This window comes from Shinella zoogloeoides (assembly GCF_030733845.1).
GTDB classification, from domain to species: Bacteria; Pseudomonadota; Alphaproteobacteria; order Rhizobiales; family Rhizobiaceae; genus Shinella; species Shinella zoogloeoides_C.
This window is the reverse complement of the sequence record NZ_CP132311.1, coordinates 3167501-3191635: the sequence shown is the minus strand read 5'-3', so window position 1 is coordinate 3191635 and position 24135 is coordinate 3167501. Positions and strand designations below refer to the sequence as shown.

Below are 24135 nucleotides of genomic sequence, written 5' to 3'. Positions count from 1 at the left end.
GATTACGTCTTGCGCCGCGGGCGTGCCCGGGCGACTTGGGTTCAATTCTACGGTTTCGTCGTCTCGGCTAGGGTGGCGGCGACGAGCGCATTGGCATGGCCATGGCCGAGACCATGCGTTTCCTTCAGGAACGCCACGATCTGCATGTGCGCCTTGCCGTCCTGCGCGCGGACGATGGCCTTCCAGTGTTCGATCGGCTGGCCGTACTTCTTCTCGATGGAGGGGAAGTAGGAGGCCGGGCCCTTGATCGTTTGCGTCTCGCTCATTCCGCAGCCTCCACCATCGGTGCCGGTGAAAAGTCTTCCGGGAAATGGGTCATGGCGCTGAGGACCGGATAGGGCGTGAAGCCGCCGAGCGCGCAGAGCGAGCCGAACTTCATCGTGTTGCAGAGATCGGTCAAAAGCTCGCGGTTCTTCTCGGGCTCGATGCCCTGCGCGATCTTGTCGGCGGTCTCGACGCCGCGTGTCGAGCCGATGCGGCAGGGCGTGCACTTGCCGCAGCTCTCGACGGCGCAGAATTCCATGGCGAAGCGCGCCTGCTTCAGCATGTCGACCGTGTCGTCGAAGACGGTGATGCCGGCATGGCCGATGAGGCCGTCCTTGGCCGCGAACGCCTCGTAGTCGAAGGGCGTGTCGAACAGGGCGCGCGGGAAATACGCGCCGAGCGGGCCGCCGACCTGCACGGCGCGGACAGGACGGCCGGAGGCGGTGCCGCCGCCGATGCCGTCGACGATCTCGCCGAGCGTCAGGCCGAAGGCGGTCTCGTAGAGGCCGCCATGCTTGACGTTGCCGGCGATCTGAAGCGGGATCGTGCCGCGCGAGCGGCCCATGCCGAAATCGCGATAATAGGCCGCGCCCTTGTCCATGATGACGGGGACGGAGGCGAGGGAGATGACGTTGTTGACCACGGTCGGGCGGCCGAGGAAACCTTGCAGGGCCGGCAGCGGCGGCTTGGCGCGCACAACGCCGCGCTTGCCTTCCAGGCTGTTGAGCAGCGCCGTTTCCTCGCCGCAGACATAGGCGCCCGCGCCGACGCGGATTTCCATGTCGAAGGCTTTTCCCGAGCCGAGCACGGAGGGGCCAAGGACACCCGCGGCGCGGGCGGCAAGGACGGCCTCGTTCATGACGGCGATGGCGTGGGGATATTCGGAGCGGGTGTAGACGTAGCCCTTGGTGGCGCCGGTCGCCAGGCCCGCGATCGCCATGCCCTCGATCAGCACGAAGGGGTCGCCTTCCATGATCATGCGGTCGGCGAAGGTGCCGCTGTCGCCCTCGTCGGCGTTGCAGACGATGTATTTCTGTGGGCCCGGCGCGTCGAGAACGGTCTTCCACTTGATGCCAGTCGGGAAGCCCGCGCCGCCGCGGCCGCGCAGGCCGCTGTCGGTGACCTGCTTCACCACATCGGCCGGGGCCATGGCGATGGCCGTTTCGAGACCCTTCAGGCCGTCATGGGCCTTGTAATCGTCGAGCGAAACAGGGTCGATGACGCCGCAGCGGGCAAAGGTGAGGCGGGTCTGGTTCTTCAGGAAGGGGATTTCCTTCGTCGGCCCGAGACAGAGCGGGTGGTCGCGCCCCTCCAGCAGGCCGGCATCGAGCAGACCGGCGACATCGGCGGCCTTGACTGGACCATAGGCGATGCGGCCACCGGCCGTTTCGACCTCGACCAGCGGTTCCAGCCAGTGCATGCCGCGCGAACCGTTGCGCACGATCGCGATGTCGAGCGTGCGGGATTGGGCTTCGGTGGCCAGCGCCTTGGCGACGCGGTCGGCGCCGAGCGCCAGCGCTGCGGCATCGCGGGGAATGTAGATGCGAACGGTCATCGGCGTGCCTCCGCGATCAGTTCCCCGGCGAGTTCCGCATCGATCCTTCCGTGCACCTCGCCGTCGAGCATGGCGGCGGGTGCGCAGGAACAGAGCCCGAGACAGTAGACGGGTTCGAGCGTGACGGTGCCGTCAAGCGTCGTCTGGTGGAAATCGATGCCGAGCAGCGCTTTCACGCGCTCGGCGACCGCATCGCCGCCCATCGACTGGCAGGCCTCGGCGCGACAGAGCTTCAGCACATGCCGCCCGGTCGGGTGGTCGCGGTAATCGTGATAGAAGGAGACGACGCCATGCACTTCGGCGCGCGACAGGTTCAGCTCGCGCGCGATGACCGGCAGGCATTCCTGCGGCACATAGCCGAACTCCGCCTGGATTTCGTGCAGGATGGGGAGAAGCGGCCCTTCGAGGCCCTTCAGCGCGCCGACGATCGCCAGCGTTCTTGTTCCGACATCGCTGCCGGCGACGTGCACATTCATGGTCAGGCCTCCCAACCGACACGAATGAACCGCGGGGATTTCGCAGGTTCCACGTGCCGGTGCCGTTCAAATCCTTTCGGCGAAGAGCGGAACCCTGTCGATCTCCTCCGACTATTCTAACAGCTTCTCAGCCGGGAGACGACGGGTCAATAAAGCTGTCTCGTCGGGCAATAGGATTTTTCTATCAATCCAGCCCCTTCTCGGCGAGGATGCGCGCTTCGTGCAGCAGGGCGGAGACGAGCGGCGTGAAGGGTTCGCGGTGTGTGGCGACGAGGCCGACGGTGTGCTCAGGATTGGGCTCGACCAGCGAAACTATACTCAATTCCTCATGAAATCCGAAGGATTTGGCGACATTCTTCGGCATGATGCTGCTCCAGCGGCCGGTGCGCACATGGGAGAGCAGCACGATCATCGAGTTCGATTCGAGCGAGGGATGGATCGAAATGCCCGCATCGGTGAAATGCCGGTTGATGATGCGGCGGTTCTGCATATCGGCGGTCAATAGACAAAGCCTAACGCTGCCGGCTTCCTGCCAAGTCACGGTTTCGCGATCGGAAAACGGGCCGCCCTTGGCGCTGATGAGGCAGTAATGCTCGTGCAGCAGCGGCACGCTCGTCACGCGGCCCAGCGGCTCGTTTTCGAGATAGGTGAGGCCGGCATCGATCTCGAGGTTTTCCAGCAGGCCCAGGATCTTGATCGAGGTCGTGGAGACGATCGAGAAGGTGACGTCCGGGTGCTTTTCCTGAAAGGGCGCGGTGATGCGCGGCACCATGGCGAGCGTCGTCGGAATGGCGGCCAGCCTGATATGGCCGGAAAGGCCCTTGCGCGCGGCGCGCATCTCCTCGCGCATGGTGCGCGTGTCGCCGACGATGCGGCGCGCCCATTCCAGCACGCGCTGGCCTTCCGGCGTCAGGCCCTGAAAGCGCGAGCCACGCACGACGAGCATCACGCCGAGCTGGTCCTCGAGCTGGCGGATCGCCGCCGAAAGCGTCGGCTGCGAAATGCCGAGCTCTTCCGCCGCCCGGGCGAAATGCCTTTCGCGGGCGAGGGCGATAAAATATTCCAGCTTGTCGATCATGCGGGTGCCTCCATGCCCTTGATACAAAAGAACAGTGGCGGCACCAATGCCCCGCGCCCTATATCTGTGCCACCCAAGGGATATACGAGGAGGACGCCATGACGTTTCAGGCATTGCTGGTCGAAAAGGGGGCGGACGGTGCGGTTTCCGCTGCGATCCAGGATCTCGACGATACCAGGCTTCCCGAAGGCGACGTCACCGTAGCGGTCGAATATTCCACGCTGAACTACAAGGATGGGCTCTGTATCAACGGCAAGGGCGGGCTGGTGCGGACGTTCCCGCATGTGCCGGGCGTCGATTTCGCCGGCACGGTCGAGGCCTCCGACGATCCGCGCTACCGGCCGGGCGACCGGGTGGTGCTCACCGGCTGGAGGGTCGGCGAGGTCTGGTGGGGCGGTTATGCGACGCGCGCCAGGGTGAAGGCCGACTGGCTGGTGCCGCTGCCGGAGACGATCTCGACCCGGCAGGCCATGGCGATTGGCACTGCCGGGCTCACCTCCATGCTCTCGGTCATCGCACTGGAAAATGCCGGGCTCTCGCCGCTGAAGGGCGAAGTTCTGGTGACGGGCGCGGCCGGCGGCGTCGGTTCTGTCGGCGTCGCGCTGCTGGCGCGGCTCGGCTATTCCGTTGCCGCCGTCACGGGACGGCCGGAGACGGCGGACTACCTGAAGGACCTCGGCGCCGAGACGATCATCGACCGCGCAGAACTGGCGGAGGCGAACAGCAAGCCGCTCGAATCCGAGCGCTGGGCCGGCGCCATCGATGCGGTGGGCGGCGACATGCTGGCGCGGGTGCTCAAGCAGATGAAGTATGACGGTGCGGTCGCCTCCGTGGGGCTTGCGGCCGGCGCGGCGGTGCCGTCCTTCACGGTCATTCCCTTCCTGCTGCGCGGCGTCAGCCTGCTCGGTATCGATTCCGTCATGCGGCCCTACGACCAGCGTGTCGATGCCTGGAACCGCATCGCATCCGACCTGCCCATGGACAAGCTGGAGGCGATGGTGGTCGAGCACCGGCTGTCCGATCTGCCGGAACTGGCGAACCTGATCCTTGACGGCAAGGTGAAGGGACGCGTGGTCGTCGATCTCAACGCGTGAGACGAAGAGGCGGTCAGCAGATGAGCTGGCCGCCGTTCACCTCCAGCACCTGGCCGGTAATGTAGCCGGAGAGTGTGTTCGAGGCGAGGAAGAGATAGGCGGGGGCGCAGTCCTCCGCCGTGCCGAGGCGCTGCATCGGAATGGTCTTGCGCGTCGCTTCCAGCTTGTCGGCGGTCGAGTAGCGCGAATGGAAATCCGTGGTGATCGTGCCCGGCGACACGCAGTTGACGCGAATGCCCTCCGGCGCAAGCTCGCGGGCAAGCCCCTTGGAATAGGTCGAGACGAAGGCCTTGGTAGCCGAATAGACCGCAGAGCCGGGGCTGCCGCCGGTCAGCGCCGAGATCGAGACCGTGTTGACGATCGCCGCATGCTGCGCGCGGCGGAGCGAGCGCAGCAGCGCGCGCGTCACCTCGACGACGGAGGTCTGGTTGAGGCGCACGATGGTCTCGTATTGCTCGTCGGTGAGATCGGCGGCCGGGAAGCGGCCGACCATGGTGCCGGCATTGTTGATCAGCACGTCGATATGCGGGAAGAGGCTGTCCACCCGCTGCAGCAGCGTGCCGATGCCGCCCTCGACGAGGAAATCCGAATAGACGATATGGGCGCGGGCGTCGGCCACGGCGTTTTCCAGGAAATCGGGCAGAGGGCCGGACGCGGAGCGGCCGCCGTGCAGCAGCACATGCGCGCCGCAATCGAGGAACTGCCGGGCGATCTCCAGCCCGATGCCGCGCCCCGCGCCGGTCACGACGACATTGGCGCCCTTGAACAAGGCTGGATGAAACATCTGCTGTCCTCCCCGGTCATGTGCCGTCGGCCCAGTATCACAAAAAGTGGGGCGCACTCCAAGAAGGAAGGACGGATCAATTGATGTGCTTTCGTTTTTGCATATGATGAAAGAAAACGAAAGCAGTGGAGGAGCACATGTTTCTGACGGGTCGCCAGGCGGAGATCATGGATCTCGCCAAAACCGAGGGCCGTGTGCTCGTGGAAGACCTTGCGGCGCGCTTCTCCGTGACGCCGCAAACCATCCGCAAGGACCTCAACGATCTCTGCGACAGCAAGGCGCTGACGCGCATCCATGGCGGCGCGCTGTTTCCGAGCGGCAACGAGAATGTGAAGTATGAGGCGCGCCGCTCCATCGCCGCGCCGGAAAAGCAGGCGATCGGGCGTGCCGCGGCGAGCATGATCCCCGACAATTCCTCGCTCTTCATCAATATCGGCACGACGACGGAAGCCGTCGGCGAGGCGCTGCTCGAGCATAAAGAGCTGATGGTCATCACCAATAACATCAATGTCGCCAACCGTTTGCGCGTCTATCCCTCGATCGAGGTGGTGATCGCCGGCGGGGTCGTGCGCGGGGCGGACGGCGGCATCGTCGGGGAAGCGGCGGTCGATTTCATCCGCCAGTTCAAGGTGGATTATGCGGTGATCGGCGTTTCGGCCATCGACGAGGACGGCGCGCTGCTCGACTTTGACTATCGCGAAGTGAAGGTGGCGCAGGCGATCATCGCGAATGCGCGACATGTCATTCTGGTTTCGGATTCGACGAAATTCGAAAGGACGGCGCCGGTGCGCATCGGTCACCTTTCGCAGGTCCATACGTTCATCACCGACAACTGTCCTTTCGAGGGGATTCGCGCCATTTGCCAGGAGCATGACGTACGGCTCATCGAGACCAATCCGCAAGCCTGATACCGGAAACGGGATTTCTATCGACATTCGTTTGACATTCGGAATCTTTTCGTTTTAACTCCCACTGCTTTCGCAACTGCGCAAATTTGTGCGATGCGAAATGGGGAGGGGAACTTGGACGGCGACGTGATCCGCGATATTTTCGTCATCGGTGGCGGCATCAACGGCTGCGGCATCGCGCGCGATGCGGCCGGCCGCGGCTATTCGGTCGTGCTGGCCGAGATGAAGGATTTCGCATCGGGCACGTCCTCGGCCTCTACCAAGCTCATCCATGGTGGCCTGCGCTATCTGGAGCACTACGAATTCCGTCTGGTGCGTGAGGCGCTGATGGAGCGCGAAGTGCTCTGGGCGATGGCGCCGCACGTCATCTGGCCGATGCGCTTCGTCCTGCCCTTCCAGAAGGGTGGTCCGCGTCCGGCCTGGCTCATCCGCCTCGGCCTTTTCCTCTATGACTATATCGGCGGCCGCAAGCTGCTGCCGGCGACCGCGACGCTCGACCTTGCGAAGGATCCCGCCGGCCGGCCACTGAAGAAGCTCTTCCGCAAGGCTTTCGAATATTCCGACGGCTGGGTGGACGATGCGCGCCTTGTCGTGCTCAACGCCCGCGATGCCGCCGACCGCGGCGCGGATATCCGCACGGCTACCCGGGTCGTCACCGCGCGGCGCGAGAACGGCCACTGGAACGTCGAGACGGAGAATGTTGATACGGGGGCCCGCGAGACGGTTCGCGCCCGCATGCTGGTGAACGCGGCCGGCCCCTGGGTGGACAAGGTTCTTTCCACGGCTTTCGGCCGCAACGACGTGCACAATGTCCGCCTCGTGCAGGGCAGCCATATCGTCGTGAAGAAGAAGTTCTCCGATCCGCGCGCCTACTTCTTCCAGAACCCGGACGGGCGTATCATGTTCGCCATTCCGTACCAGGAAGAATTCACGCTGATCGGCACGACCGACCGCGACTATCAGGGCGACCCCCGCGACGCCCGCATCGGCGACGCGGAAATCGATTATCTCTGCGCCTCGGCCAGCGAATATTTTGCCGAGCCGGTGACGCGCGAGGACATTGTCTGGACCTATTCCGGCGTGCGCCCGCTCTTCGACGACGGCGCCAGCAAGGCGCAGGAAGCGACACGCGACTACGTGCTGAAGGTCGAGGGCGGCAATGGCCAGGCGCCGCTGCTCAACATCTTCGGCGGCAAGCTCACCACCTACCGGCGTCTTGCCGAATCGGCGCTGGAGAAGATCGGCGAAACGATCGGCGCAAAGGGCGACCGCTGGACGGCCGGCTCGCGTCTGCCGGGCGGCGATTTCAAGGTGGACGGCTTCGACGCCGAGGTGAAGGGACTGGCCCTGCGCTTTGCGTTCCTGACGCCCGCCCACGCCCGCCGGCTCGTTCGGCTCTACGGCACGCGGGCGGCGGCGATGTTGGAGGGGGCGAAGACGGTCGCCGATCTCGGCCGGCATTTCGGCAGCGATCTCTACGAGCGCGAAGTGCGCTGGCTGATGAAGGAAGAATGGGCCCGGCATGCCGAGGACGTGCTGTGGCGGCGGACCAAACGAGGATTGCACCTGACGGCGGCTGAAGCGGCCGCGCTGGAAGACTACATGGCGGCAGCAAAGGCGGCGCCCCACTAGCACACCTGATCCGGTGGCTGGGAGGAACGACGGAGATAGGAATGCTTGAACTCAGAAACATCGCGAAGGCGGCGGGGGCGGAAACGCATATCCACCCGACCAACCTCGTGCTCGAGCGCGGCTCGCTCAACGTGCTGCTCGGCCCGACGCTGTCGGGCAAGACCTCGCTGATGCGGCTGATGGCCGGCCTCGACAAGCCGACTTCGGGCTCCGTCTGGTTCGACGGCAAGGACGTGACGGGCGTTCGCGTGCAGGATCGCGGCGTCGCCATGGTCTACCAGCAGTTCATCAACTATCCGGCGCTGACGGTTTACGAGAACATCGCCTCGCCGATGCGCATCAAGGGCGCCGACAGCGCGACCATCGACCGCGAAGTGCGCAAGGCGGCCGACCTCCTGAAGCTGACGCCCTATCTCGACCGCACGCCGCTCAACCTTTCCGGCGGCCAGCAGCAGCGCACGGCGCTTGCCCGCGCCATCGTGAAGAATGCCAGCCTCGTGCTGCTCGACGAGCCGCTCGCCAATCTCGACTACAAGCTGCGCGAGGAGCTGCGCCTCGAACTGCCGAAGATATTCGCCGCCTCAGGCGCAATCTTCGTCTACGCGACGACGGAACCCTCCGAGGCGCTGCTTCTGGGCGGCAATACGGCGACGCTGTCGCAGGGCCGTATCACCCAGTTCGGCCGCACGATCGACGTCTACCGCCGCCCGAACGACCTTCTGACGGCGCGCACCTTCGCCGACCCGCCGCTGAACACGATGCAGGTCGCCAAGACGGGTGGCCGGTTCGAGATCGGCGGCAAGCCCTTGCTGCCGGTGCCGGCGCATCTTGCCGGCGTGCCGGACGGTCCCTGCACCATCGCCTTCCACCCGCATCATCTTTCCCTCGCCAGCCAGACCGCGGCCTCGGCGAGCCTTGAGGCGCGCACGGCGATTTCGGAAATCGCCGGTTCGGAAAGCTTCATCCACATCGAATTCGAGGGCGCCCGCTGGGTCATGCTCTCGCCGGGCATCCACGACATCGAGCCGGACGCGGTCATCCCCGTCCATGTCGACATACGCCACCTGATGGCGTTCGGCACGGATGGCAAGGCGATCGCCGCGCCGGCCGCCGCGGCGGCCTGAGGAGGAGACCATGGCACGCATCACCCTCGACCACATCCGCCACGCCTACGGCGAAAAGCCGAAATCGGAAGCGGACTATTCCCTGAAGGAAGTCCACCACGAGTGGAACGACGGCGGCGCCTATGCGCTGCTCGGCCCCTCGGGCTGCGGCAAGACCACGCTGCTCAACATCATCTCGGGCCTGCTGCAGCCGTCCGAAGGCCGCATCCTGTTCGACGGCAACGACGTGACGAACCTGCCGACGCAGCAGCGCAACATCGCGCAGGTCTTCCAGTTCCCGGTCATCTACGACACGATGACGGTCTACGACAATCTCGCCTTCCCGCTGCGCAACCGTAGCGTCGCCGAGCCCGAAGTCGACCGGCGCGTGCGTGATATCCTCGAGATGATCGACCTTTCGGACTGGGCGAAGAAGACCGCGCGCGGCCTCACCGCCGACCAGAAGCAGAAGATCTCGCTCGGCCGCGGCCTCGTGCGCAACGACGTCAACGCGATCCTCTTCGACGAGCCGCTGACCGTCATCGACCCGCACATGAAATGGGTGCTGCGCTCGCAGCTCAAGAAGCTGCACCGCCAGTTCGGCTTCACCATGGTCTATGTCACGCACGACCAGACCGAGGCGCTGACCTTTGCCGACAAGGTCGTCGTCATGTATGACGGCCAGATCGTGCAGATCGGCACGCCGGCCGAACTCTTCGAGAAGCCGAGCCACACCTTCGTCGGCTATTTCATCGGCTCGCCCGGCATGAACGTGCTGCCCGCCGCCATCGATGGCAGCAGCATCAAGGTCGGCGAAGAGACGCTGACGCTCGACTACAAGCCTCAGATCGCCATCGGCGCCAGAACCGAGCTCGGCATCCGCCCGGAATTCATCACGCTGTCGCGCGAGGGCATGCCCGTCTCGATCAGCAAGGTCGAGGATATCGGCCGGCAGAAGATCGTGCGCGCCGAATTCGCCGGCAAGCCGATCGCCATCGTCGTGCCGGAGGACGGGGAGATCCCGGCCGATGCGCGCGTGACCTTCGATCCCACCGCCATCAACATCTACGCCGACAGCTGGCGTGTCGGCAGGGAGGGCTGACGATGAACAAGACCTGGAACAACAAGGCCTGGTTCATGGTCCTGCCCGTCCTGCTGCTCGTCGCCTTCTCGGCGGTGATCCCGCTGATGACGGTGGTGAACTATTCGGTGCAGGATACGTTCGGCAACAACCAGTTCTTCTGGAATGGCGTCGGCTGGTTCTCCGACGTCCTTGAATCCGACCGCTTCTGGCAGGCGCTCGGGCGCAACCTGCTCTTTTCCGGCATCATCCTCGCCATCGAGATACCGCTCGGCATCCTGATCGCGCTCAACATGCCGAAGAAGGGTCTCGGCGTGCCGGTCTGCCTCGTCCTGATGGCGCTGCCGCTGCTCATTCCGTGGAACGTCGTCGGCACGATCTGGCAGGTCTTCGGCCGTGTCGATATCGGCCTGCTCGGCCGCACGCTCGATGCGCTCGGCATCAGCTACAACTACGTCAACAACGTCTTCGACGCCTGGATGACGCTCATCATCATGGATGTCTGGCACTGGACGAGCCTTGTCGTGCTGCTCTGCTATGCCGGCCTCGTCTCGATCCCGGAGGCCTATTACCAGGCGGCCAAGATCGACGGCGCGTCTCGCTGGGCCGTGTTCCGCTACATCCAGCTTCCGAAGATGAAGCGCGTGCTGCTCATCGCCTTCCTGCTGCGCTTCATGGACAGCTTCATGATCTACACCGAGCCCTTCGTCGTCACCGGCGGCGGCCCCGGCAACTCGACGACATTCCTGTCGATCGACCTCGTCAAGATGGCGATCGGCCAGTTCGACCTCGGCCCGGCCGCGGCCATGTCCATCATCTACTTCCTGATCATCCTTCTGCTGTCGTGGATCTTCTATACGGTCATGACCAGCAGCGACGAACAGGCGTGAGGGAGGAAACCATGACTTCGCACGCAAGCACCGCAAATCCGGTTTCGGCAGCCGTTTCGAGCCATGCCGGCACGAAAGCCGGGGCCGGCAGCAAACGCAGCCTCTCCTGGCTCGTGCCCGCGCTCTACATCCTCTTCCTGATGCTGCCGATCTACTGGCTCGTCAACATGAGCTTCAAGACGAACGCGGAAATCACCGGCGCCTTTTCGCTGTGGCCGCAATCGCCGACGCTGCGCAACTACACGGTGATCTTCACCGATCCGGCGTGGTATCGCGGTTACATCAACTCGATCATCTACGTGGTGCTGAACACGCTGCTCTCGGTTTCCGTGGCGCTGCCGGCGGCCTACGCCTTCTCGCGCTACCGCTTCCTCGGCGACAAGCACCTGTTCTTCTGGCTGCTCACCAACCGCATGGCGCCGCCGGCCGTTTTCGCGCTGCCGTTCTTCCAGCTCTATTCGGCCTTCGGCCTGATCGACACGCATATTGCGGTGGCGATCGCCCACTGCCTGTTCAACGTGCCGCTCGCCGTCTGGATCCTCGAAGGCTTCATGTCGGGCGTGCCGAAGGAGATCGACGAGACCGCCTATATCGACGGCTACTCGTTCCCGAAATTCTTCGCCAAGATCTTCGTGCCGCTGATCGCCTCGGGCATCGGTGTCGCCGCCTTCTTCTGCTTCATGTTCTCCTGGGTCGAACTGCTGATCGCCCGCACGCTGACGACGACGGACGCCAAGCCGATCGCCGCCACGATGACGCGCACGGTTTCCGCATCGGGCATGGACTGGGGCGTGCTTGCCGCCGCCGGGGTGCTGACCATCATTCCCGGCGCGCTCGTGATCTACTTCGTCCGTAACTACATCGCCAAGGGCTTTGCCCTGGGGAGGGTCTGATGGCTGCCGTCGCCAACCGAAACAAAAGCTGGCCCGTGGCGCTTGCCGGCGTGGTCGTCGTCTATGCCGTCGCCGCCGGGCTGATCGTCATGGCGCTTCCGCTCAAGGACGGCGCGCGCGATTGGTTCGCCCCGCTCGTTCCGGGCGGCTGGATGGCCTGGTCGTTCCCGACGGCCATGTTCTTCCTGACGATCTTTTTCCTGATCGCGCTGATGGCGGTCTGGGAATATGCCCGTCCGGGCGGTTCCCCGCGCGTCGGCATCCTGCGCTTCGAGACGACCCGCGGCGACCGGCTGTTCGTGTCGCTGCTCGGCTCGGCGTTCATTCATCTCGCATGGCTGGGGCTCGTCGGCCCCAACCTGTGGTGGGCTCTTGCCTTGTCCGTGGTCTACGCCGTTGGCGTTTTCCGCTTCGTCTAGGCAATCGAATGGGGGCTCCGGGGAGAACAGGGGCCTTCTCACTTGCAATCGCAAAACCCCAAGGGAGGATCAAAATGCGAAAGCAACTTCTGACGACGACGGCGGCCATGCTGCTGGCGTTTACCGGTTCCGCATTTGCGGACATGGATGCTGCCAAGAAGTTCCTGGATGCGGAAATCGGCGACATGTCCACGCTCGACCGCGCCGGACAGGAAGCGGAAATGCAGTGGTTCATCGATGCCGCCAAGCCGTTCGCCGGCATGGAAATCAAGGTCGTCTCCGAAACGATCACCACGCATGAATACGAATCCAAGGTTCTGGCACCGGCTTTCACCGCCATCACCGGCATCAAGATCACGCATGACCTGATCGGCGAAGGCGACGTCATCGAGAAGCTCCAGACGCAGATGCAGTCGGGCGAGAACATCTATGACGCCTATGTCAACGACTCGGACCTCATCGGCACGCACTGGCGCTACCAGCAGGCCCGCTCGCTGACCGACTTCATGGCCAATGAAGGCAAGGACGTCACCAATCCGGGTCTCGACCTCGACGACTTCATCGGCAAGTCCTTCACGACCGCGCCGGACGGCAAGCTCTACCAGCTGCCCGACCAGCAGTTCGCGAACCTCTACTGGTTCCGCTACGACTGGTTCAACGACGAGAAGAACAAGGCGGACTTCAAGGCGAAGTACGGCTACGACCTCGGCGTTCCCGTCAACTGGTCCGCTTACGAGGATATTGCCGAATTCTTCACCGGCCGCGAGATCGACGGCAAGAAGGTCTATGGCCACATGGACTACGGCAAGAAGGACCCGTCGCTCGGCTGGCGCTTCACCGACGCCTGGCTCTCGATGGCAGGCAACGGCGACAAGGGCATTCCGAACGGCAAGCCGGTTGACGAATGGGGCATCAAGGTCGACGAGAATTCCCGTCCGGTCGGCTCGTGCGTCGCCCGCGGCGGCGACACGAACGGCCCGGCTGCGGTCTACTCGATCGAGAAGTACCTGCAGTGGCTGAAGGCCTACGCGCCGGCCGCCGCCCAGGGCATGACCTTCTCCGAATCCGGCCCGGTTCCCTCGCAGGGCGAAGTCGCCCAGCAGATGTTCACCTATACGGCGTTCACCGCCGACTTCGTGAAGCCCGGCCTGCCTGTCGTCAACGAGGACGGCACGCCGAAATGGCGTTTCGCGCCGTCGCCGCATGGCGTCTACTGGAAGGACGGCATGAAGCTCGGCTACCAGGACGTGGGTTCCTGGACGCTCTTGAAGTCCACGCCTGACGATCGCGCCAAGGCCGCATGGCTCTACGCGCAGTTCGTCGTCTCCAAGACGGTCGACGTCAAGAAGAGCCATGTCGGCCTGACGCTCATCCGCGAGTCCTCGATCGCCCACCAGTCCTTCACGGAGCGCGCTCCGAAGCTTGGCGGCCTCATCGAGTTCTACCGTTCGCCGGCCCGCGTCCAGTGGTCGCCGACCGGTACGAACATCCCGGACTATCCGAAGCTGGCTCAGCTCTGGTGGCAGGCCATCGGCGATGCCTCGTCGGGCGCCAAGTCCGCGCAGGAAGCCATGGACTCGCTCTGCGCCGAGCAGGAAAAGGTTCTGGAACGCCTGGAACGCGCCGGCGTCATGGGCGACATGGGGCCGAAGCTCGCCGAAGAGCACGATCTTGAATACTGGAACAAGGATGCCGTCGAGAAGGGCAACCTCGCTCCGCAGCTCAAGATCGAGAACGAGAAGGAAAAGCCGCTTACCGTCAACTATGACGAGCTGGTCAAGAGCTGGCAGAAGTAATCCGGCAGGACCGCGGGCGGTTTTCGCCCGCGGTCACATCATCCGATCCCCTTTGCCCGCGTACCGGAAGGTGCGCGGGCCTTTTGTCTCAGCAGGCGCCCCGCGTACCGTTTGCCGGATTCCATGCATTGCACAGTGCGGGGTCTTCCGCTAAGAGACCCCGCGGTTTCTCCCGCGCGCTCGCGCGAATATCTGGAATAGCGGTACACACTCATGGCACGCATCGTGATGAAATTCGGCGGAACGTCCGTCGCTGACCTCGACCGTATCCACAATGTGGCCCGTCATGTGAAACGCGAGGTCGACAACGGCCACGAGGTCGCCGTCGTCGTCTCGGCCATGTCCGGCAAGACGAACGAACTCGTCGCCTGGGTGCAGAACATGCCGAAGGTGACGGGCGCCAACTCGCCTTTCTACGATGCGCGCGAATATGACGCCATCGTCGCCTCGGGCGAACTCGTGACGGCCGGCCTTCTAGCCATCGCGCTCCAGTCGATGGGCGTCGATGCCCGCTCCTGGCAGGGCTGGCAGATCCCGATCAAGACCGACAACGCGCACGGCGCTGCCCGCATCCTCGAGATCGAGGGCTCTGATATCATCCGCCGCATGGGCGAGGGCCAGGTCGCCGTCGTCGCCGGCTTCCAGGGCCTCGGCCCGGACAACCGCGTCGCGACGCTCGGCCGCGGCGGTTCCGACACGTCCGCCGTCGCCATCGCCGCCGCCGTCAAGGCCGACCGCTGCGACATCTACACGGACGTCGACGGCGTCTACACGACCGACCCGCGCATCGAGCCGAAGGCCCGCCGCCTGAAGAAGATCGCCTTCGAGGAAATGCTCGAAATGGCCTCGCTCGGCGCCAAGGTGCTGCAGGTGCGCTCGGTGGAGCTTGCCATGGTGCACAAGGTGCGCACCTTCGTGCGGTCGTCTTTCGAGGATCCCGATGCGCCGGGCATGGGCGATCTTCTGAACCCGCCCGGTACGCTGATTTGTGATGAGGATGAGATCGTGGAACAGGAAGTCGTAACCGGCATTGCCTATGCCAAGGATGAAGCGCAGATCTCGCTCCGCCGCGTCGCAGACCGGCCGGGCGTTTCGGCCGCGATCTTCGGCCCGCTGGCCGAGGCCCATATCAATGTCGACATGATCGTCCAGAACATTTCCGAGGACGGCTCGAAGACCGACATGACCTTCACCGTGCCCTCCGGCGACATGGAGAAGGCGATCAAGGTGCTCGAAGGCGCCAAGGAACAGGTCGGCTTCGACGTGATCCAGCACGAGACGGGCCTCGTGAAGGTCTCGGTCATCGGCATCGGCATGCGCAGCCATGCGGGCGTCGCCGCCTCGGCCTTCCGCGCGCTCGCCGAGAAGGGCATCAACATCAAGGCCATCACCACTTCCGAGATCAAGATTTCCATCCTGATCGACGGCCCCTATGCCGAACTCGCCGTTCGGACTTTGCATTCCGTCTACGGTCTCGATAAGAAGTAAGGACCGGCCGACTCGGCGCCGATCTCATGATCGCCGGTTCGGGTGAGCCGGCGGAGTAACGTCATTTTCGGGAGACGCCACGCGATGAGAGATCTCTCCGCGGGTCCGCGCGTTCTTCTCAAGCGGCTGCGCGAACTCATGGCGGAGCCGCTCGAGCCGCAGGAGCGCCTAGACCAGATCGTGCGCCAGATCGCGCAGAACATGGTCGCGGAGGTGTGTTCCGTCTACGTGCTGCGCTCCGACGGCGTTCTCGAACTCTACGCGACCGAAGGTCTCAATCCCGGCGCCGTTCACCTTGCCCAGCTCAAGATGGGCCAGGGCCTCGTCGGCACCATCGCGGCCTCCGCCCGGCCGCTGAATCTCTCCGACGCCCAGTCGCACCCCGCCTTCACCTATCTGCCGGAAACGGGTGAGGAGATCTACCACTCCTTCCTCGGCGTTCCTATCCTGCGCACCGGCAGGGCGCTCGGCGTGCTTGTCGTGCAGAACAAGGCGAGCCGCACCTACCGCGAAGACGAGGTGGAGGCGCTCGAAACGACGGCGATGGTGATTGCGGAAATGGTGGCGACGGGCGAGCTGAAGAAGCTCACCAAGCCGGGCCTCGAGCTCGACCTTTCCCGCCCCGTCGCGATCGAGGGGGCGAGCTTCGGCGAGGGCATCGGCCTCGGCTATGTCGTGCTGCACGAGCCGCGCATCGTCGTTACCAATCTCCTCAACGAGGATTCGGAACACGAGCTCGGCCGGCTTGCCGAAGCGCTTGGCTCCCTGCGCATCTCGATCGACGACATGCTGTCGCGCCGCGAGGTGTCGATGGAGGGCGAGCATCGCGAGGTGCTGGAAACCTACCGCATGTTCGCGCATGACCGCGGCTGGGTGAGGAAGCTCGAGGAAGCGATCCGCAACGGCCTGACGGCGGAAGCGGCCGTCGAGCGGGTGCAGAGCGAGACCAAGGCGCGCATGATCCGCATGACGGATCCGTATCTGCGCGAGCGCATGCACGATTTCGACGATCTCGCGAACCGGCTCCTGCGCCAGCTTACCGGCTATGGCGCGAAGCTGTCGGCCAGCAGCTTCCCGAACGATGCGATCATTGTGGCGCGTGCCATGGGTGCGGCCGAGCTGCTCGACTATCCGCGCCAGAACGTGCGCGGCCTCGTGCTGGAAGAGGGCGCCGTCACGAGCCATGTGGTGATCGTCGCCCGCGCCATGGGCATTTCCGTGGTCGGCCAGGCGGCGGGCGCGGTGGCGCTTGCCGAAAACGGCGATCCGATCATCGTCGACGGCGACGATGCGCGCGTGCATCTGAGGCCGCTGCCGGATCTCCAGCGCTCCTATGAGGAAAAGGTGCGCTTCCGCGCGCGCCGGCAGGAGCAGTACAGGGCGCTGCGGGCCGTCGAGCCTTTGACCAGGGACGGCCGCGAGATCAATTTGCAGATGAATGCCGGCCTTCTCGTCGATCTGCCGCATCTCAACGAATCAGGCGCATCCGGCATCGGCCTGTTCCGAACCGAACTCCAGTTCATGATCGCCTCGACCATGCCGAAGGCGGAGGAGCAGGAAGCCTTTTACCGCAACGTGCTGAAACATGCCGGCGGCCGGCCGGTGACCTTCCGCACGCTCGATATCGGCGGCGACAAGGTGGTGCCCTATTTCCGCGCGGCCGAGGAAGAGAACCCGGCCCTCGGTTGGCGCGCCATCCGCTTGTCGCTCGACCGACCGGGCCTTCTGCGCACCCAGCTCCGCGCCATGCTGCGCGCCGCGGCCGGGGCCGATCTCCGGCTGATGCTGCCGATGGTGACGGAGGTTTCGGAGCTGAGGGAGGTCCGCGACCTCCTCCAGAAGGAAATCCAGCGCCAGTCGAAACTCGGGGAGCAATTGCCGAAGAAGCTGCAATTCGGCGCGATGCTGGAAGTGCCGGCGCTGCTCTGGCAGCTCGACGAGCTGATGGCCGAGGTGGATTTCGTTTCCGTCGGCTCGAACGATCTCTTCCAGTTCGCGATGGCCGTCGACCGCGGCAATGCCCGCGTTTCCGACCGCTTCGACACGCTCGGCCGTCCGTTCCTGCGCATCCTGCGCGATATCGTGCGCGCCGGGGAGCGCAACGAGACGTCCGTGACGCTCTGCGGCGAGATGGCGAGCAAGCCGATTTCCGCCATGGCCCTACTCGGCATCGGTTTCCGCTCCGTCTCCATGTCGCCGGCGGCGATCGGCCCGGTGAAGTCCATGCTGTTGTCGCTCGATGCCGCAAAGCTGGAAGCCATCTTGATGCCGGCGCTGGACGACACGAAGCCGACCGTTTCGATCCGCCAGCTTCTCACCGATTTTGCGGCCGAGACCGGCGTTCCGCTTTAAAGACCAGACTGGAGTTTGAACGGTGGCGAAGCTTCCCGTTGAAAAGATGCGCGAACTCGAACGCCGTTTCGGCGAGATCGAGGCGCGCATGTCGGCGGGGCCGGATTCGGAGACCTATGTGCGCCTCGCCTCGGAATATTCCGAGTTGCAGCCGGTCGTGACCAAGGTTCGCGAATACGAGAAGGTCACCGGCGAGATCGCCGACCTCGAAGCCCTGCTTGCCGACAAGGCGACGGATCGCGAGATGCGCGACCTTGCGGAAATGGAGCTTCCGGAGCTGAAGGAGCGGCTGGAGGGGCTGGAAAAGGAGATGCAGATCCTGCTTCTCCCGAAGGATGCCGCCGACGAGAAGAGCGCGATCCTCGAAATCCGCGCCGGCACGGGCGGCTCTGAAGCCGCGCTCTTCGCGGGCGATCTTTTCCGCATGTATGAGCGCTATGCGGCCGCCCACGGCTGGAAGGTGGAGATCATCTCATCCAGCGAGGGGGAGGCCGGCGGCTTCAAGGAAATCATCGCGACGATCACCGGCCGCGGCGTCTTCGCCAAGCTGAAGTTCGAATCGGGCGTGCACCGCGTCCAGCGCGTGCCGGAAACGGAGGCGAGCGGGCGCATCCACACGTCGGCGGCGACCGTTGCCGTGCTGCCGGAGGCCGAGGAGATCGACATCGAGGTTCGCGCCGAGGATATCCGCATCGACACGATGCGTTCGTCGGGCGCGGGTGGCCAGCACGTCAACACGACCGACTCGGCCGTGCGCATCACCCACCTGCCGACCGGCATCGTCGTGACCAGCTCGGAAAAGTCGCAGCACCAGAACCGTGCGAAGGCGATGCAGATTCTGCGCTCGCGCCTCTACGACATGGAACGCCAGCGCGCGGACAGCGAGCGTTCTGCCGACCGCAAGAGCCAGGTCGGCTCGGGCGACCGCTCCGAGCGCATCCGCACCTACAATTTCCCGCAGGGCCGCGTCACGGACCACCGCATCAACCTGACGCTCTATAAGCTCGACCGCATGATGGTCGGCGAGATCGATGAAGTGGTCGATGCGTTGCTGGCCGATTATCAGGCGGGTCTTCTGGCGCAGCTCGGCGAACAGGGCCGATGAGCGCCGGCACGACGCTCGCCGAGGTGCTGGCCGGCGCGCGCCGCCGTCTTTCCGAGGCGGGCATCGCGGACGCCGCGCAGGATGCGCGGATGCTGATTGCGGGTATTCTCGACCTGCCCTCGACCGCTTTCGTCACGGACGGCGGGCGCCCGTTGGATGACGCGCAGCTGGCGTCGATCGACAAGGCGCTTGCGCGCCGCGCCGCCCGCGAACCGGTGCACCGCATCCTCGGGCGACGGGCCTTCTCGCGGCTAGACCTTATACTTTCTCCCGACACGCTGGAGCCCCGGCCGGATACGGAAATCCTTGTCGATACGCTCGTGCCCCACGCCAGGACGATCGTCGCGGAACGTGGTGCCTGCCGCATCCTCGACCTCGGTACGGGAACGGGAGCGATCTGTCTCGCCCTTCTCGATCTCGTGCCCGGCACGACGGGCGTCGGCGCCGATCTTTCGGCCGGCGCCCTTGAAACGGCAAAGCGCAATGCCCAGCTAAACGGCGTCGCCGACCGCTTCGAGGCGGTCGAAAGCGACTGGTTTTCAGCCGTGACCGGCGTGTTCGACATCATCGTGTCAAATCCGCCCTATATCGTCCGCTCCGTGGTCGGAACGCTGGACGAGGACGTCCGGCTCCACGATCCGATTCTTGCGCTGGATGGCGGGGACGACGGGCTCGATGCCTATCGGGCCATCGCGGCAGGGGCGGGCGCTCATATCAGGGAAAACGGCCTAGTGGCTTACGAGATCGGTTACGACCAGAAGGATCAGGTCACCGCGATCATGCGCGAAAACGGTTTTGCCTGTGTCGAGGCGGCCCGGGACCTCGGCGGCAATGACCGTGTTCTCGTCTTTTCCAAAGCAATGGCGATCTAGATTTTGCTGCACGAGCGCAGCAAATTCCGCAGCCGCAAAGAAAAGGCTTGGAATTGTGAAGGAAGCGGGATAGTTTGCAGCCACGCACTGGGCAAGAGGTCATGACATAAGGCTTTGCTCCTGTCTGACCCGATCGCGAGGATTGCTCTCTCCGAAGAGTTGCTAGGGTTGAAGACTGCCCTGTGCGGGTACCTGTTAATTTGACGTCTTACGGCGACAGGACCACCGACCGGCGTGGTTTCCCGCGGGTAAGGAATGCCTGATCTGGCGTGTCCCGATCAGGCGTGCAGACACATGAATCATCATACCACGATACGTTAGGTGAGTGACATATGAGGCCAGGACAGCAAAACAAGCGCGGCCGCGGGCGTAATAACAACAACAATAATAATAACAATAACAACAACAATAACCACCGCAAGGGTGGCAATCCCCTGACGCGGACCTACGACAGCTCGGGTCCGGACGTGAAGATCAGGGGCACGGCCCAGCACATTGCCGAGAAGTATTCAGCGCTTGCCCGTGACGCCCAGAGCGCCGGCGACCGCGTCATGGCGGAAAACTATCTCCAGCACGCCGAGCACTACAACCGCATCATTGCCGCCGCACAGGCGCAGATGCAGGATCGCATGCCGCGTGAGGAACGCTCCGACAATAGCGACCGCAACGACTACAACGACCGCGACGGTTTCGACCGGGACAACGACGAAATCGATTCGACGCCCGTCGACGAGCCGGCACCCGTTGCCGCTCAGGCACCCACGCCGGCTCCGGTCGCCGTCGAGCAGCCCATCGTCGATGGTTCCGGCCCTCAGCCGGTGATCGAAGGCACGCCTGCCGAGGTCGCGCTCGAAGAGGAAGCTGCCGCTCCGACCGCTGGCCGCGGCCAGCCGCGCCGCCGCGCTGCTGCCCGTCCGCGCCGTCCGCGTCGTGGCGAAGGCCAGGCTGCCGGCGAGGAAGCCCAGCCGGCCGGTGGCGACGCCCCGGCGCTTGAAGCATCGGAATAACGGCGCCTGCCATATCTCGAAGAACCCGGCCCTCGTGCCGGGTTCTTGCGTTTGGAGCGCCGGAAAAATGTCCTGCATCGCCCCCTTGGTTCCCTTTAATTTCGGAAATGCCTCCACCATATTCGCTTCAGGCGGTTGACCGGTCGCAAGGCCGATGGACCGCGAGCATGAAAGGCTTGCCTTGACGGGAGCCTTATCCTGAATCGTCGACCGGTGCCTCGAAGGGCCGGCCGAGTTATGGAGGCAGATGATGAATATCGAAAAATACTCCGAACGCGTTCGCGGGTTCCTGCAATCCGCCCAGACGAAGGCGCTTGCGGACGGCAATCCTCAGTTCACGCCGGAGCACGTTCTGAAGGTGCTGCTGGATGACGAGCAGGGCATGGCCGCATCGCTGATCGAGCGTGCCGGCGGCAATGCGCGTGATGCGCGGATCGCCAACGATGCCGCCCTCGCCAAGCTGCCGAAGGTTTCTGGCGGCAACGGGCAGGTGTATCTTTCCCAGCCGCTGGCGAAGGTCTTCTCCACCGCAGAGGAAGCCGCCAAGAAGGCCGGCGACAGCTTCGTGACCGTCGAGCGTCTGCTGTTGGCGCTGACAATCGAAAAATCCGCCGCGACCGCAGACATCCTGGCCAAGGCCGGCGTCACGCCTGCCTCGCTCAACCAGGCGATCAACGACATCCGCAAGGGCCGCACCGCCGATACGGCAAGTGCGGAACAGGGCTTCGATTCGTTAAAGAAGTTCGCCCGCGATCTCACGGCCGATGCGCGCGAAGGCCGGCTCGATCCGGTGATCGGCCGCGACGACGAAATCCGCCGGACGATCCAGGTCCTGTCGCGCCGCACGAAGAACAACCCGGTCCTCATCGGCGAGCCCGGCGTCGGCAAGACGGCGATCGCCGAAGGCCTTGCGTTGCGTATCGTCAATGGCGACGTGCCGGAGAGCCTAAAGGACAAGAAGCTGATGGCGCTCGACATGGGCGCGCTGATCGCCGGTGCGAAATATCGCGGCGAGTTCGAGGAGCGCCTGAAGGCCGTGCTTGCAGAGGTGCAGGCCGAAGACGGCGAGATCATCCTGTTCATCGACGAGATGCACACGCTGGTCGGCGCCGGCAAGGCGGATGGGGCGATGGACGCCTCCAACCTCCTGAAGCCTGCGCTTGCCCGCGGCGAACTGCATTGCGTCGGCGCCACCACGCTCGACGAATACCGCAAGCATGTCGAGAAGGACGCTGCCCTCGCGCGCCGGTTCCAGCCCGTCATGGTGGACGAGCCGACCGTCGAGGACACGATCTCGATCCTGCGCGGCCTGAAGGAGAAATACGAGCAGCACCACAAGGTCCGGATTTCCGATTCGGCCCTCGTTGCCGCCGCGACGCTCTCCAACCGCTACATCACGGACCGCTTCCTGCCGGACAAGGCGATCGACCTGATGGACGAAGCCGCCTCTCGGCTGCGCATGCAGGTCGATTCCAAGCCGGAAGAGCTCGACGAACTCGACCGCCGCATCATCCAGCTGAAGATCGAGCGCGAGGCCCTGAAGAAGGAAACCGACCGCTCATCGCAGGACCGGCTGGAAAAGCTCGAGATCGACCTTGCCGCGCTGGAAGAGGAAGCCGCCGCGCTCACCGCGCGCTGGCAGGCGGAAAAGTCCAAGCTCGGCCGCGCCGCCGACCTCAAGCGCCAGCTCGACGAGTTGCGCAACGAACTGGCCATTGCCCAGCGCAAGGGTGAGTTCCAGCGCGCCGGCGAGCTTGCCTACGGCATCATCCCGAAGCTCGAGAAGGAACTCGAGGAGGCTGAAGGCCGCGATATCGGCGACGTCGATCCGATGGTGCAGGAAGTCGTCACCCCTGACAACATCGCCCATGTGGTCTCCCGCTGGACGGGCATTCCCGTGGACAAGATGCTGGAAGGCGAACGCGACAAGTTGCTGCGCATGGAAGACGAGCTTGGCAAATGGGTCGTCGGTCAGGGGGATGCCGTTCAGGCTGTTTCCCGCGCCGTCCGCCGCGCCCGCGCCGGCCTTCAGGATCCGAACCGGCCGATCGGCTCGTTCATCTTCCTCGGGCCCACCGGCGTCGGCAAGACGGAACTGACCAAGGCGCTCGCCCGCTTCCTGTTCGACGACGAGACGGCGATCCAGCGCATGGACATGTCGGAATACATGGAGAAGCACTCCGTGGCCCGGCTGATCGGCGCCCCTCCCGGCTATGTCGGCTATGAGGAGGGCGGTGCGCTCACCGAATCCGTCCGCCGCCGGCCCTACCAGGTCGTGCTGTTCGACGAGATCGAGAAGGCGCATCCGGATGTCTTCAACGTGCTCTTGCAGGTCCTCGACGATGGCCGCCTGACCGATGGCCAGGGCCGCACCGTGGACTTCCGCAACACGATGATCATCATGACCTCTAATCTCGGGGCCGAATACCTGACGGCTCTCGGCGAGAACGAGGACAGCGATACGGTCCGCGACCAGGTCATGGATGTCGTCAAGATGGCGTTCCGGCCGGAGTTCCTGAACCGCGTCGACGAGATCATCCTGTTCCACCGCCTCAAGCGGTCGGAAATGGGCGCGATCGTCGATATCCAGCTTGAGCGTCTGCGCAGGCTGCTGGTCGACCGCAAGATCGTTCTCGATCTGGACGAGGAAGCCGTGCACTGGCTGGCCGAAAAGGGATACGATCCGGTCTATGGTGCACGTCCCCTGAAGCGGGCGATCCAGAAGCACCTTCAGGACCCGTTGGCGGAGAAGATCCTTGCCGGCGATATCCCGGATGGCGTGACCGTCAAGGTGACGGCCGGTTCCGACCGGCTGCTCTTCTCGCCGCGCAACGGGACGGTGAACAAGGCCGCCTGAGGCGGACAGGATCAAAGAAAAACGAAGCGCGGGTCTCGGCCCGCGCTTTTTCGTTCAGTGCGTTTCGGCGACTTCCGTCGAACCGTCGCCGCGGCCGAGCAGGTCGTCGATGCGCTTGCGCTCGATCTCGAACTGGGCGAGGGCCTTGCCCTCCAGCGACTTGCCGCCGGGCAGGCGGATTTTCAGCGCATCCACCTTGTTGCCGTTGACGATCAGCTCGTAGTGCAGGTGCGGTCCGGTCGAAAGGCCGGTCGTGCCGACGAAGCCGATCACCTGGCCCTGACGTACCTTCGCGCCCGGCTTGATGCCCTTGGCGATGGCGCTCTGGTGATTGTAGGAGGAAACGTAGCCGTTCGCATGGCGGATCAGGGTCTGGTTGCCGTATCCGCCGGAATCCCATCCGGCCTTCTCGACCGTGCCGTTGCCGGCGGCGATGATCGGCGTGCCGCGGGGCGCCGACCAGTCGACACCGGTATGCATG

The 24135-nt window shown here is 64.4% G+C and carries 20 protein-coding genes and 1 pseudogene (1 of these 21 running past the window's edge); 15 read left to right on the top strand and 6 right to left on the bottom strand.

Features of this window, described 5'->3' with window-relative positions; all coding sequences use genetic code 11:
• Positions 1 to 47: 47 nt before the first annotated feature.
• From Q9316_RS16635 to Q9316_RS16620, 4 genes are all read right to left on the bottom strand, one after another.
• A complete protein-coding gene (locus Q9316_RS16635) occupies positions 48 to 266 on the bottom strand; it encodes a DUF4287 domain-containing protein (RefSeq protein WP_306032678.1) in 219 nt (72 codons plus the stop codon).
• Positions 263 to 1819 carry a formate dehydrogenase beta subunit gene (locus tag Q9316_RS16630; protein WP_306032677.1) on the bottom strand — a complete coding sequence of 519 codons (1557 nt, stop codon included), beginning with the start codon at positions 1817 to 1819 and terminating at the stop codon, positions 263 to 265. Before Q9316_RS16630 ends, Q9316_RS16635 begins: the two co-directional genes overlap by 4 nt.
• Positions 1816 to 2295, bottom strand: a complete 480-nt coding sequence (locus Q9316_RS16625; RefSeq protein WP_306032676.1) for a formate dehydrogenase subunit gamma — start codon at positions 2293 to 2295, stop codon at positions 1816 to 1818. The genes Q9316_RS16630 and Q9316_RS16625 overlap by 4 nt, the downstream gene beginning before the upstream one ends.
• A 184-nt stretch (positions 2296 to 2479) precedes the next feature.
• Positions 2480 to 3373, bottom strand: coding sequence for a LysR family transcriptional regulator (locus Q9316_RS16620; RefSeq protein ID WP_306032675.1), 894 nt, complete (start codon positions 3371 to 3373; stop codon positions 2480 to 2482).
• 98 nt (positions 3374 to 3471) lie between these two features.
• Between Q9316_RS16620 and acuI the strand changes: the two genes are divergently transcribed.
• Positions 3472 to 4467, top strand: coding sequence for an acrylyl-CoA reductase (NADPH) (gene acuI, locus Q9316_RS16615; RefSeq protein ID WP_306032674.1), 996 nt, complete (start codon positions 3472 to 3474; stop codon positions 4465 to 4467).
• Between the two features lie 13 nt (positions 4468 to 4480).
• Here the strand turns inward: acuI and Q9316_RS16610 are convergent, their stop codons facing one another.
• On the bottom strand, positions 4481 to 5251 hold the full coding sequence (locus Q9316_RS16610; protein ID WP_306032673.1) for an SDR family NAD(P)-dependent oxidoreductase: 771 nt from the start codon (positions 5249 to 5251) through the stop codon (positions 4481 to 4483).
• Between the two features lie 137 nt (positions 5252 to 5388).
• Between Q9316_RS16610 and Q9316_RS16605 the strand changes: the two genes are divergently transcribed.
• The 14 genes and pseudogenes from Q9316_RS16605 to clpB all read left to right on the top strand — a co-directional run bounded on the left by Q9316_RS16605 (position 5389) and on the right by clpB (position 23654).
• On the top strand, positions 5389 to 6159 hold the full coding sequence (locus Q9316_RS16605; RefSeq protein ID WP_306032672.1) for a DeoR/GlpR family DNA-binding transcription regulator: 771 nt from the start codon (positions 5389 to 5391) through the stop codon (positions 6157 to 6159).
• A 114-nt stretch (positions 6160 to 6273) separates the two neighbouring features.
• Entirely contained in the window at positions 6274 to 7791 is a 1518-nt protein-coding gene (glpD, locus tag Q9316_RS16600; protein ID WP_371877929.1) for a glycerol-3-phosphate dehydrogenase, read from the top strand.
• Between the two features lie 41 nt (positions 7792 to 7832).
• Positions 7833 to 8915 (top strand): ABC transporter ATP-binding protein, encoded by a 1083-nt coding sequence (locus tag Q9316_RS16595; RefSeq protein WP_306032670.1) that lies wholly within the window; start codon positions 7833 to 7835, stop codon positions 8913 to 8915.
• A 10-nt stretch (positions 8916 to 8925) separates the two neighbouring features.
• On the top strand, positions 8926 to 9996 hold the full coding sequence (locus Q9316_RS16590; protein WP_306032669.1) for an ABC transporter ATP-binding protein: 1071 nt from the start codon (positions 8926 to 8928) through the stop codon (positions 9994 to 9996).
• Positions 9997 to 9998: 2 nt separating this feature from the next.
• Positions 9999 to 10865, top strand: a complete 867-nt coding sequence (locus tag Q9316_RS16585; protein WP_306032668.1) for a carbohydrate ABC transporter permease — start codon at positions 9999 to 10001, stop codon at positions 10863 to 10865.
• A 107-nt stretch (positions 10866 to 10972) separates the two neighbouring features.
• A pseudogene (locus Q9316_RS16580) lies at positions 10973 to 11758 on the top strand (carbohydrate ABC transporter permease); the annotation flags it as partial.
• Positions 11758 to 12177: a DUF2160 domain-containing protein gene (locus Q9316_RS16575; RefSeq protein ID WP_306032666.1), complete on the top strand. Its 420-nt coding sequence runs from the start codon at positions 11758 to 11760 to the stop codon at positions 12175 to 12177. The pseudogene Q9316_RS16580 and the gene Q9316_RS16575, both read left to right, overlap by 1 nt.
• Positions 12178 to 12251: 74 nt before the next feature.
• Positions 12252 to 13973, top strand: coding sequence for an ABC transporter substrate-binding protein (locus Q9316_RS16570; RefSeq protein WP_306032665.1), 1722 nt, complete (start codon positions 12252 to 12254; stop codon positions 13971 to 13973).
• A gap of 213 nt (positions 13974 to 14186) precedes the next feature.
• Positions 14187 to 15461: an aspartate kinase gene (locus Q9316_RS16565; protein ID WP_306032664.1), complete on the top strand. Its 1275-nt coding sequence runs from the start codon at positions 14187 to 14189 to the stop codon at positions 15459 to 15461.
• Between the two features lie 84 nt (positions 15462 to 15545).
• On the top strand, positions 15546 to 17813 hold the full coding sequence (gene ptsP, locus Q9316_RS16560) for a phosphoenolpyruvate--protein phosphotransferase (protein ID WP_306032663.1): 2268 nt from the start codon (positions 15546 to 15548) through the stop codon (positions 17811 to 17813).
• Positions 17814 to 17835: 22 nt separating this feature from the next.
• Entirely contained in the window at positions 17836 to 18918 is a 1083-nt protein-coding gene (gene prfA / locus Q9316_RS16555; protein ID WP_306032662.1) for a peptide chain release factor 1, read from the top strand.
• Entirely contained in the window at positions 18915 to 19790 is an 876-nt protein-coding gene (gene prmC / locus Q9316_RS16550; protein ID WP_306032661.1) for a peptide chain release factor N(5)-glutamine methyltransferase, read from the top strand. The genes prfA and prmC overlap by 4 nt, the downstream gene beginning before the upstream one ends.
• Before the next feature lie 332 nt (positions 19791 to 20122).
• Complete coding sequence (locus Q9316_RS16545; RefSeq protein WP_306032660.1) at positions 20123 to 20797, top strand: DUF4167 domain-containing protein; 675 nt, start codon at positions 20123 to 20125, stop codon at positions 20795 to 20797.
• A 250-nt stretch (positions 20798 to 21047) separates the two neighbouring features.
• Positions 21048 to 23654 (top strand): ATP-dependent chaperone ClpB, encoded by a 2607-nt coding sequence (gene clpB / locus Q9316_RS16540; protein ID WP_306035339.1) that lies wholly within the window; start codon positions 21048 to 21050, stop codon positions 23652 to 23654.
• Positions 23655 to 23708: 54 nt separating this feature from the next.
• Here the strand turns inward: clpB and Q9316_RS16535 are convergent, their stop codons facing one another.
• Positions 23709 to 24135 carry the final stretch of a M23 family metallopeptidase gene (locus Q9316_RS16535; RefSeq protein ID WP_306032659.1) on the bottom strand. The gene runs 1529 nt beyond the window's last position, so only the last 427 of its 1956 coding nucleotides appear in the window; the start codon falls outside the window, past its right edge; its stop codon occupies positions 23709 to 23711.

What these genes read in the sequence shown, in the direction of transcription:
- Q9316_RS16575 (WP_306032666.1), top strand. Translation starts at nt 11,758, where the DNA reads ATGGCTGCCGTCGCCAACCGAAACAAAAGCTGGCCCGTGGCGCTTGCC.
- Q9316_RS16630 (WP_306032677.1), bottom strand. Translation starts at nt 1,819, where the DNA reads ATGACCGTTCGCATCTACATTCCCCGCGATGCCGCAGCGCTGGCGCTC.
- clpB (WP_306035339.1), top strand. Translation starts at nt 21,048, where the DNA reads ATGAATATCGAAAAATACTCCGAACGCGTTCGCGGGTTCCTGCAATCC.
- Q9316_RS16565 (WP_306032664.1), top strand. Translation starts at nt 14,187, where the DNA reads ATGGCACGCATCGTGATGAAATTCGGCGGAACGTCCGTCGCTGACCTC.
- Q9316_RS16545 (WP_306032660.1), top strand. Translation starts at nt 20,123, where the DNA reads ATGAGGCCAGGACAGCAAAACAAGCGCGGCCGCGGGCGTAATAACAAC.
- Q9316_RS16625 (WP_306032676.1), bottom strand. Translation starts at nt 2,295, where the DNA reads ATGAATGTGCACGTCGCCGGCAGCGATGTCGGAACAAGAACGCTGGCG.
- Q9316_RS16570 (WP_306032665.1), top strand. Translation starts at nt 12,252, where the DNA reads ATGCGAAAGCAACTTCTGACGACGACGGCGGCCATGCTGCTGGCGTTT.
- Q9316_RS16610 (WP_306032673.1), bottom strand. Translation starts at nt 5,251, where the DNA reads ATGTTTCATCCAGCCTTGTTCAAGGGCGCCAATGTCGTCGTGACCGGC.
- ptsP (WP_306032663.1), top strand. Translation starts at nt 15,546, where the DNA reads ATGAGAGATCTCTCCGCGGGTCCGCGCGTTCTTCTCAAGCGGCTGCGC.
- acuI (WP_306032674.1), top strand. Translation starts at nt 3,472, where the DNA reads ATGACGTTTCAGGCATTGCTGGTCGAAAAGGGGGCGGACGGTGCGGTT.
- prmC (WP_306032661.1), top strand. Translation starts at nt 18,915, where the DNA reads ATGAGCGCCGGCACGACGCTCGCCGAGGTGCTGGCCGGCGCGCGCCGC.
- Q9316_RS16620 (WP_306032675.1), bottom strand. Translation starts at nt 3,373, where the DNA reads ATGATCGACAAGCTGGAATATTTTATCGCCCTCGCCCGCGAAAGGCAT.
- Q9316_RS16590 (WP_306032669.1), top strand. Translation starts at nt 8,926, where the DNA reads ATGGCACGCATCACCCTCGACCACATCCGCCACGCCTACGGCGAAAAG.
- Q9316_RS16595 (WP_306032670.1), top strand. Translation starts at nt 7,833, where the DNA reads ATGCTTGAACTCAGAAACATCGCGAAGGCGGCGGGGGCGGAAACGCAT.
- Q9316_RS16605 (WP_306032672.1), top strand. Translation starts at nt 5,389, where the DNA reads ATGTTTCTGACGGGTCGCCAGGCGGAGATCATGGATCTCGCCAAAACC.
- Q9316_RS16585 (WP_306032668.1), top strand. Translation starts at nt 9,999, where the DNA reads ATGAACAAGACCTGGAACAACAAGGCCTGGTTCATGGTCCTGCCCGTC.
- Q9316_RS16635 (WP_306032678.1), bottom strand. Translation starts at nt 266, where the DNA reads ATGAGCGAGACGCAAACGATCAAGGGCCCGGCCTCCTACTTCCCCTCC.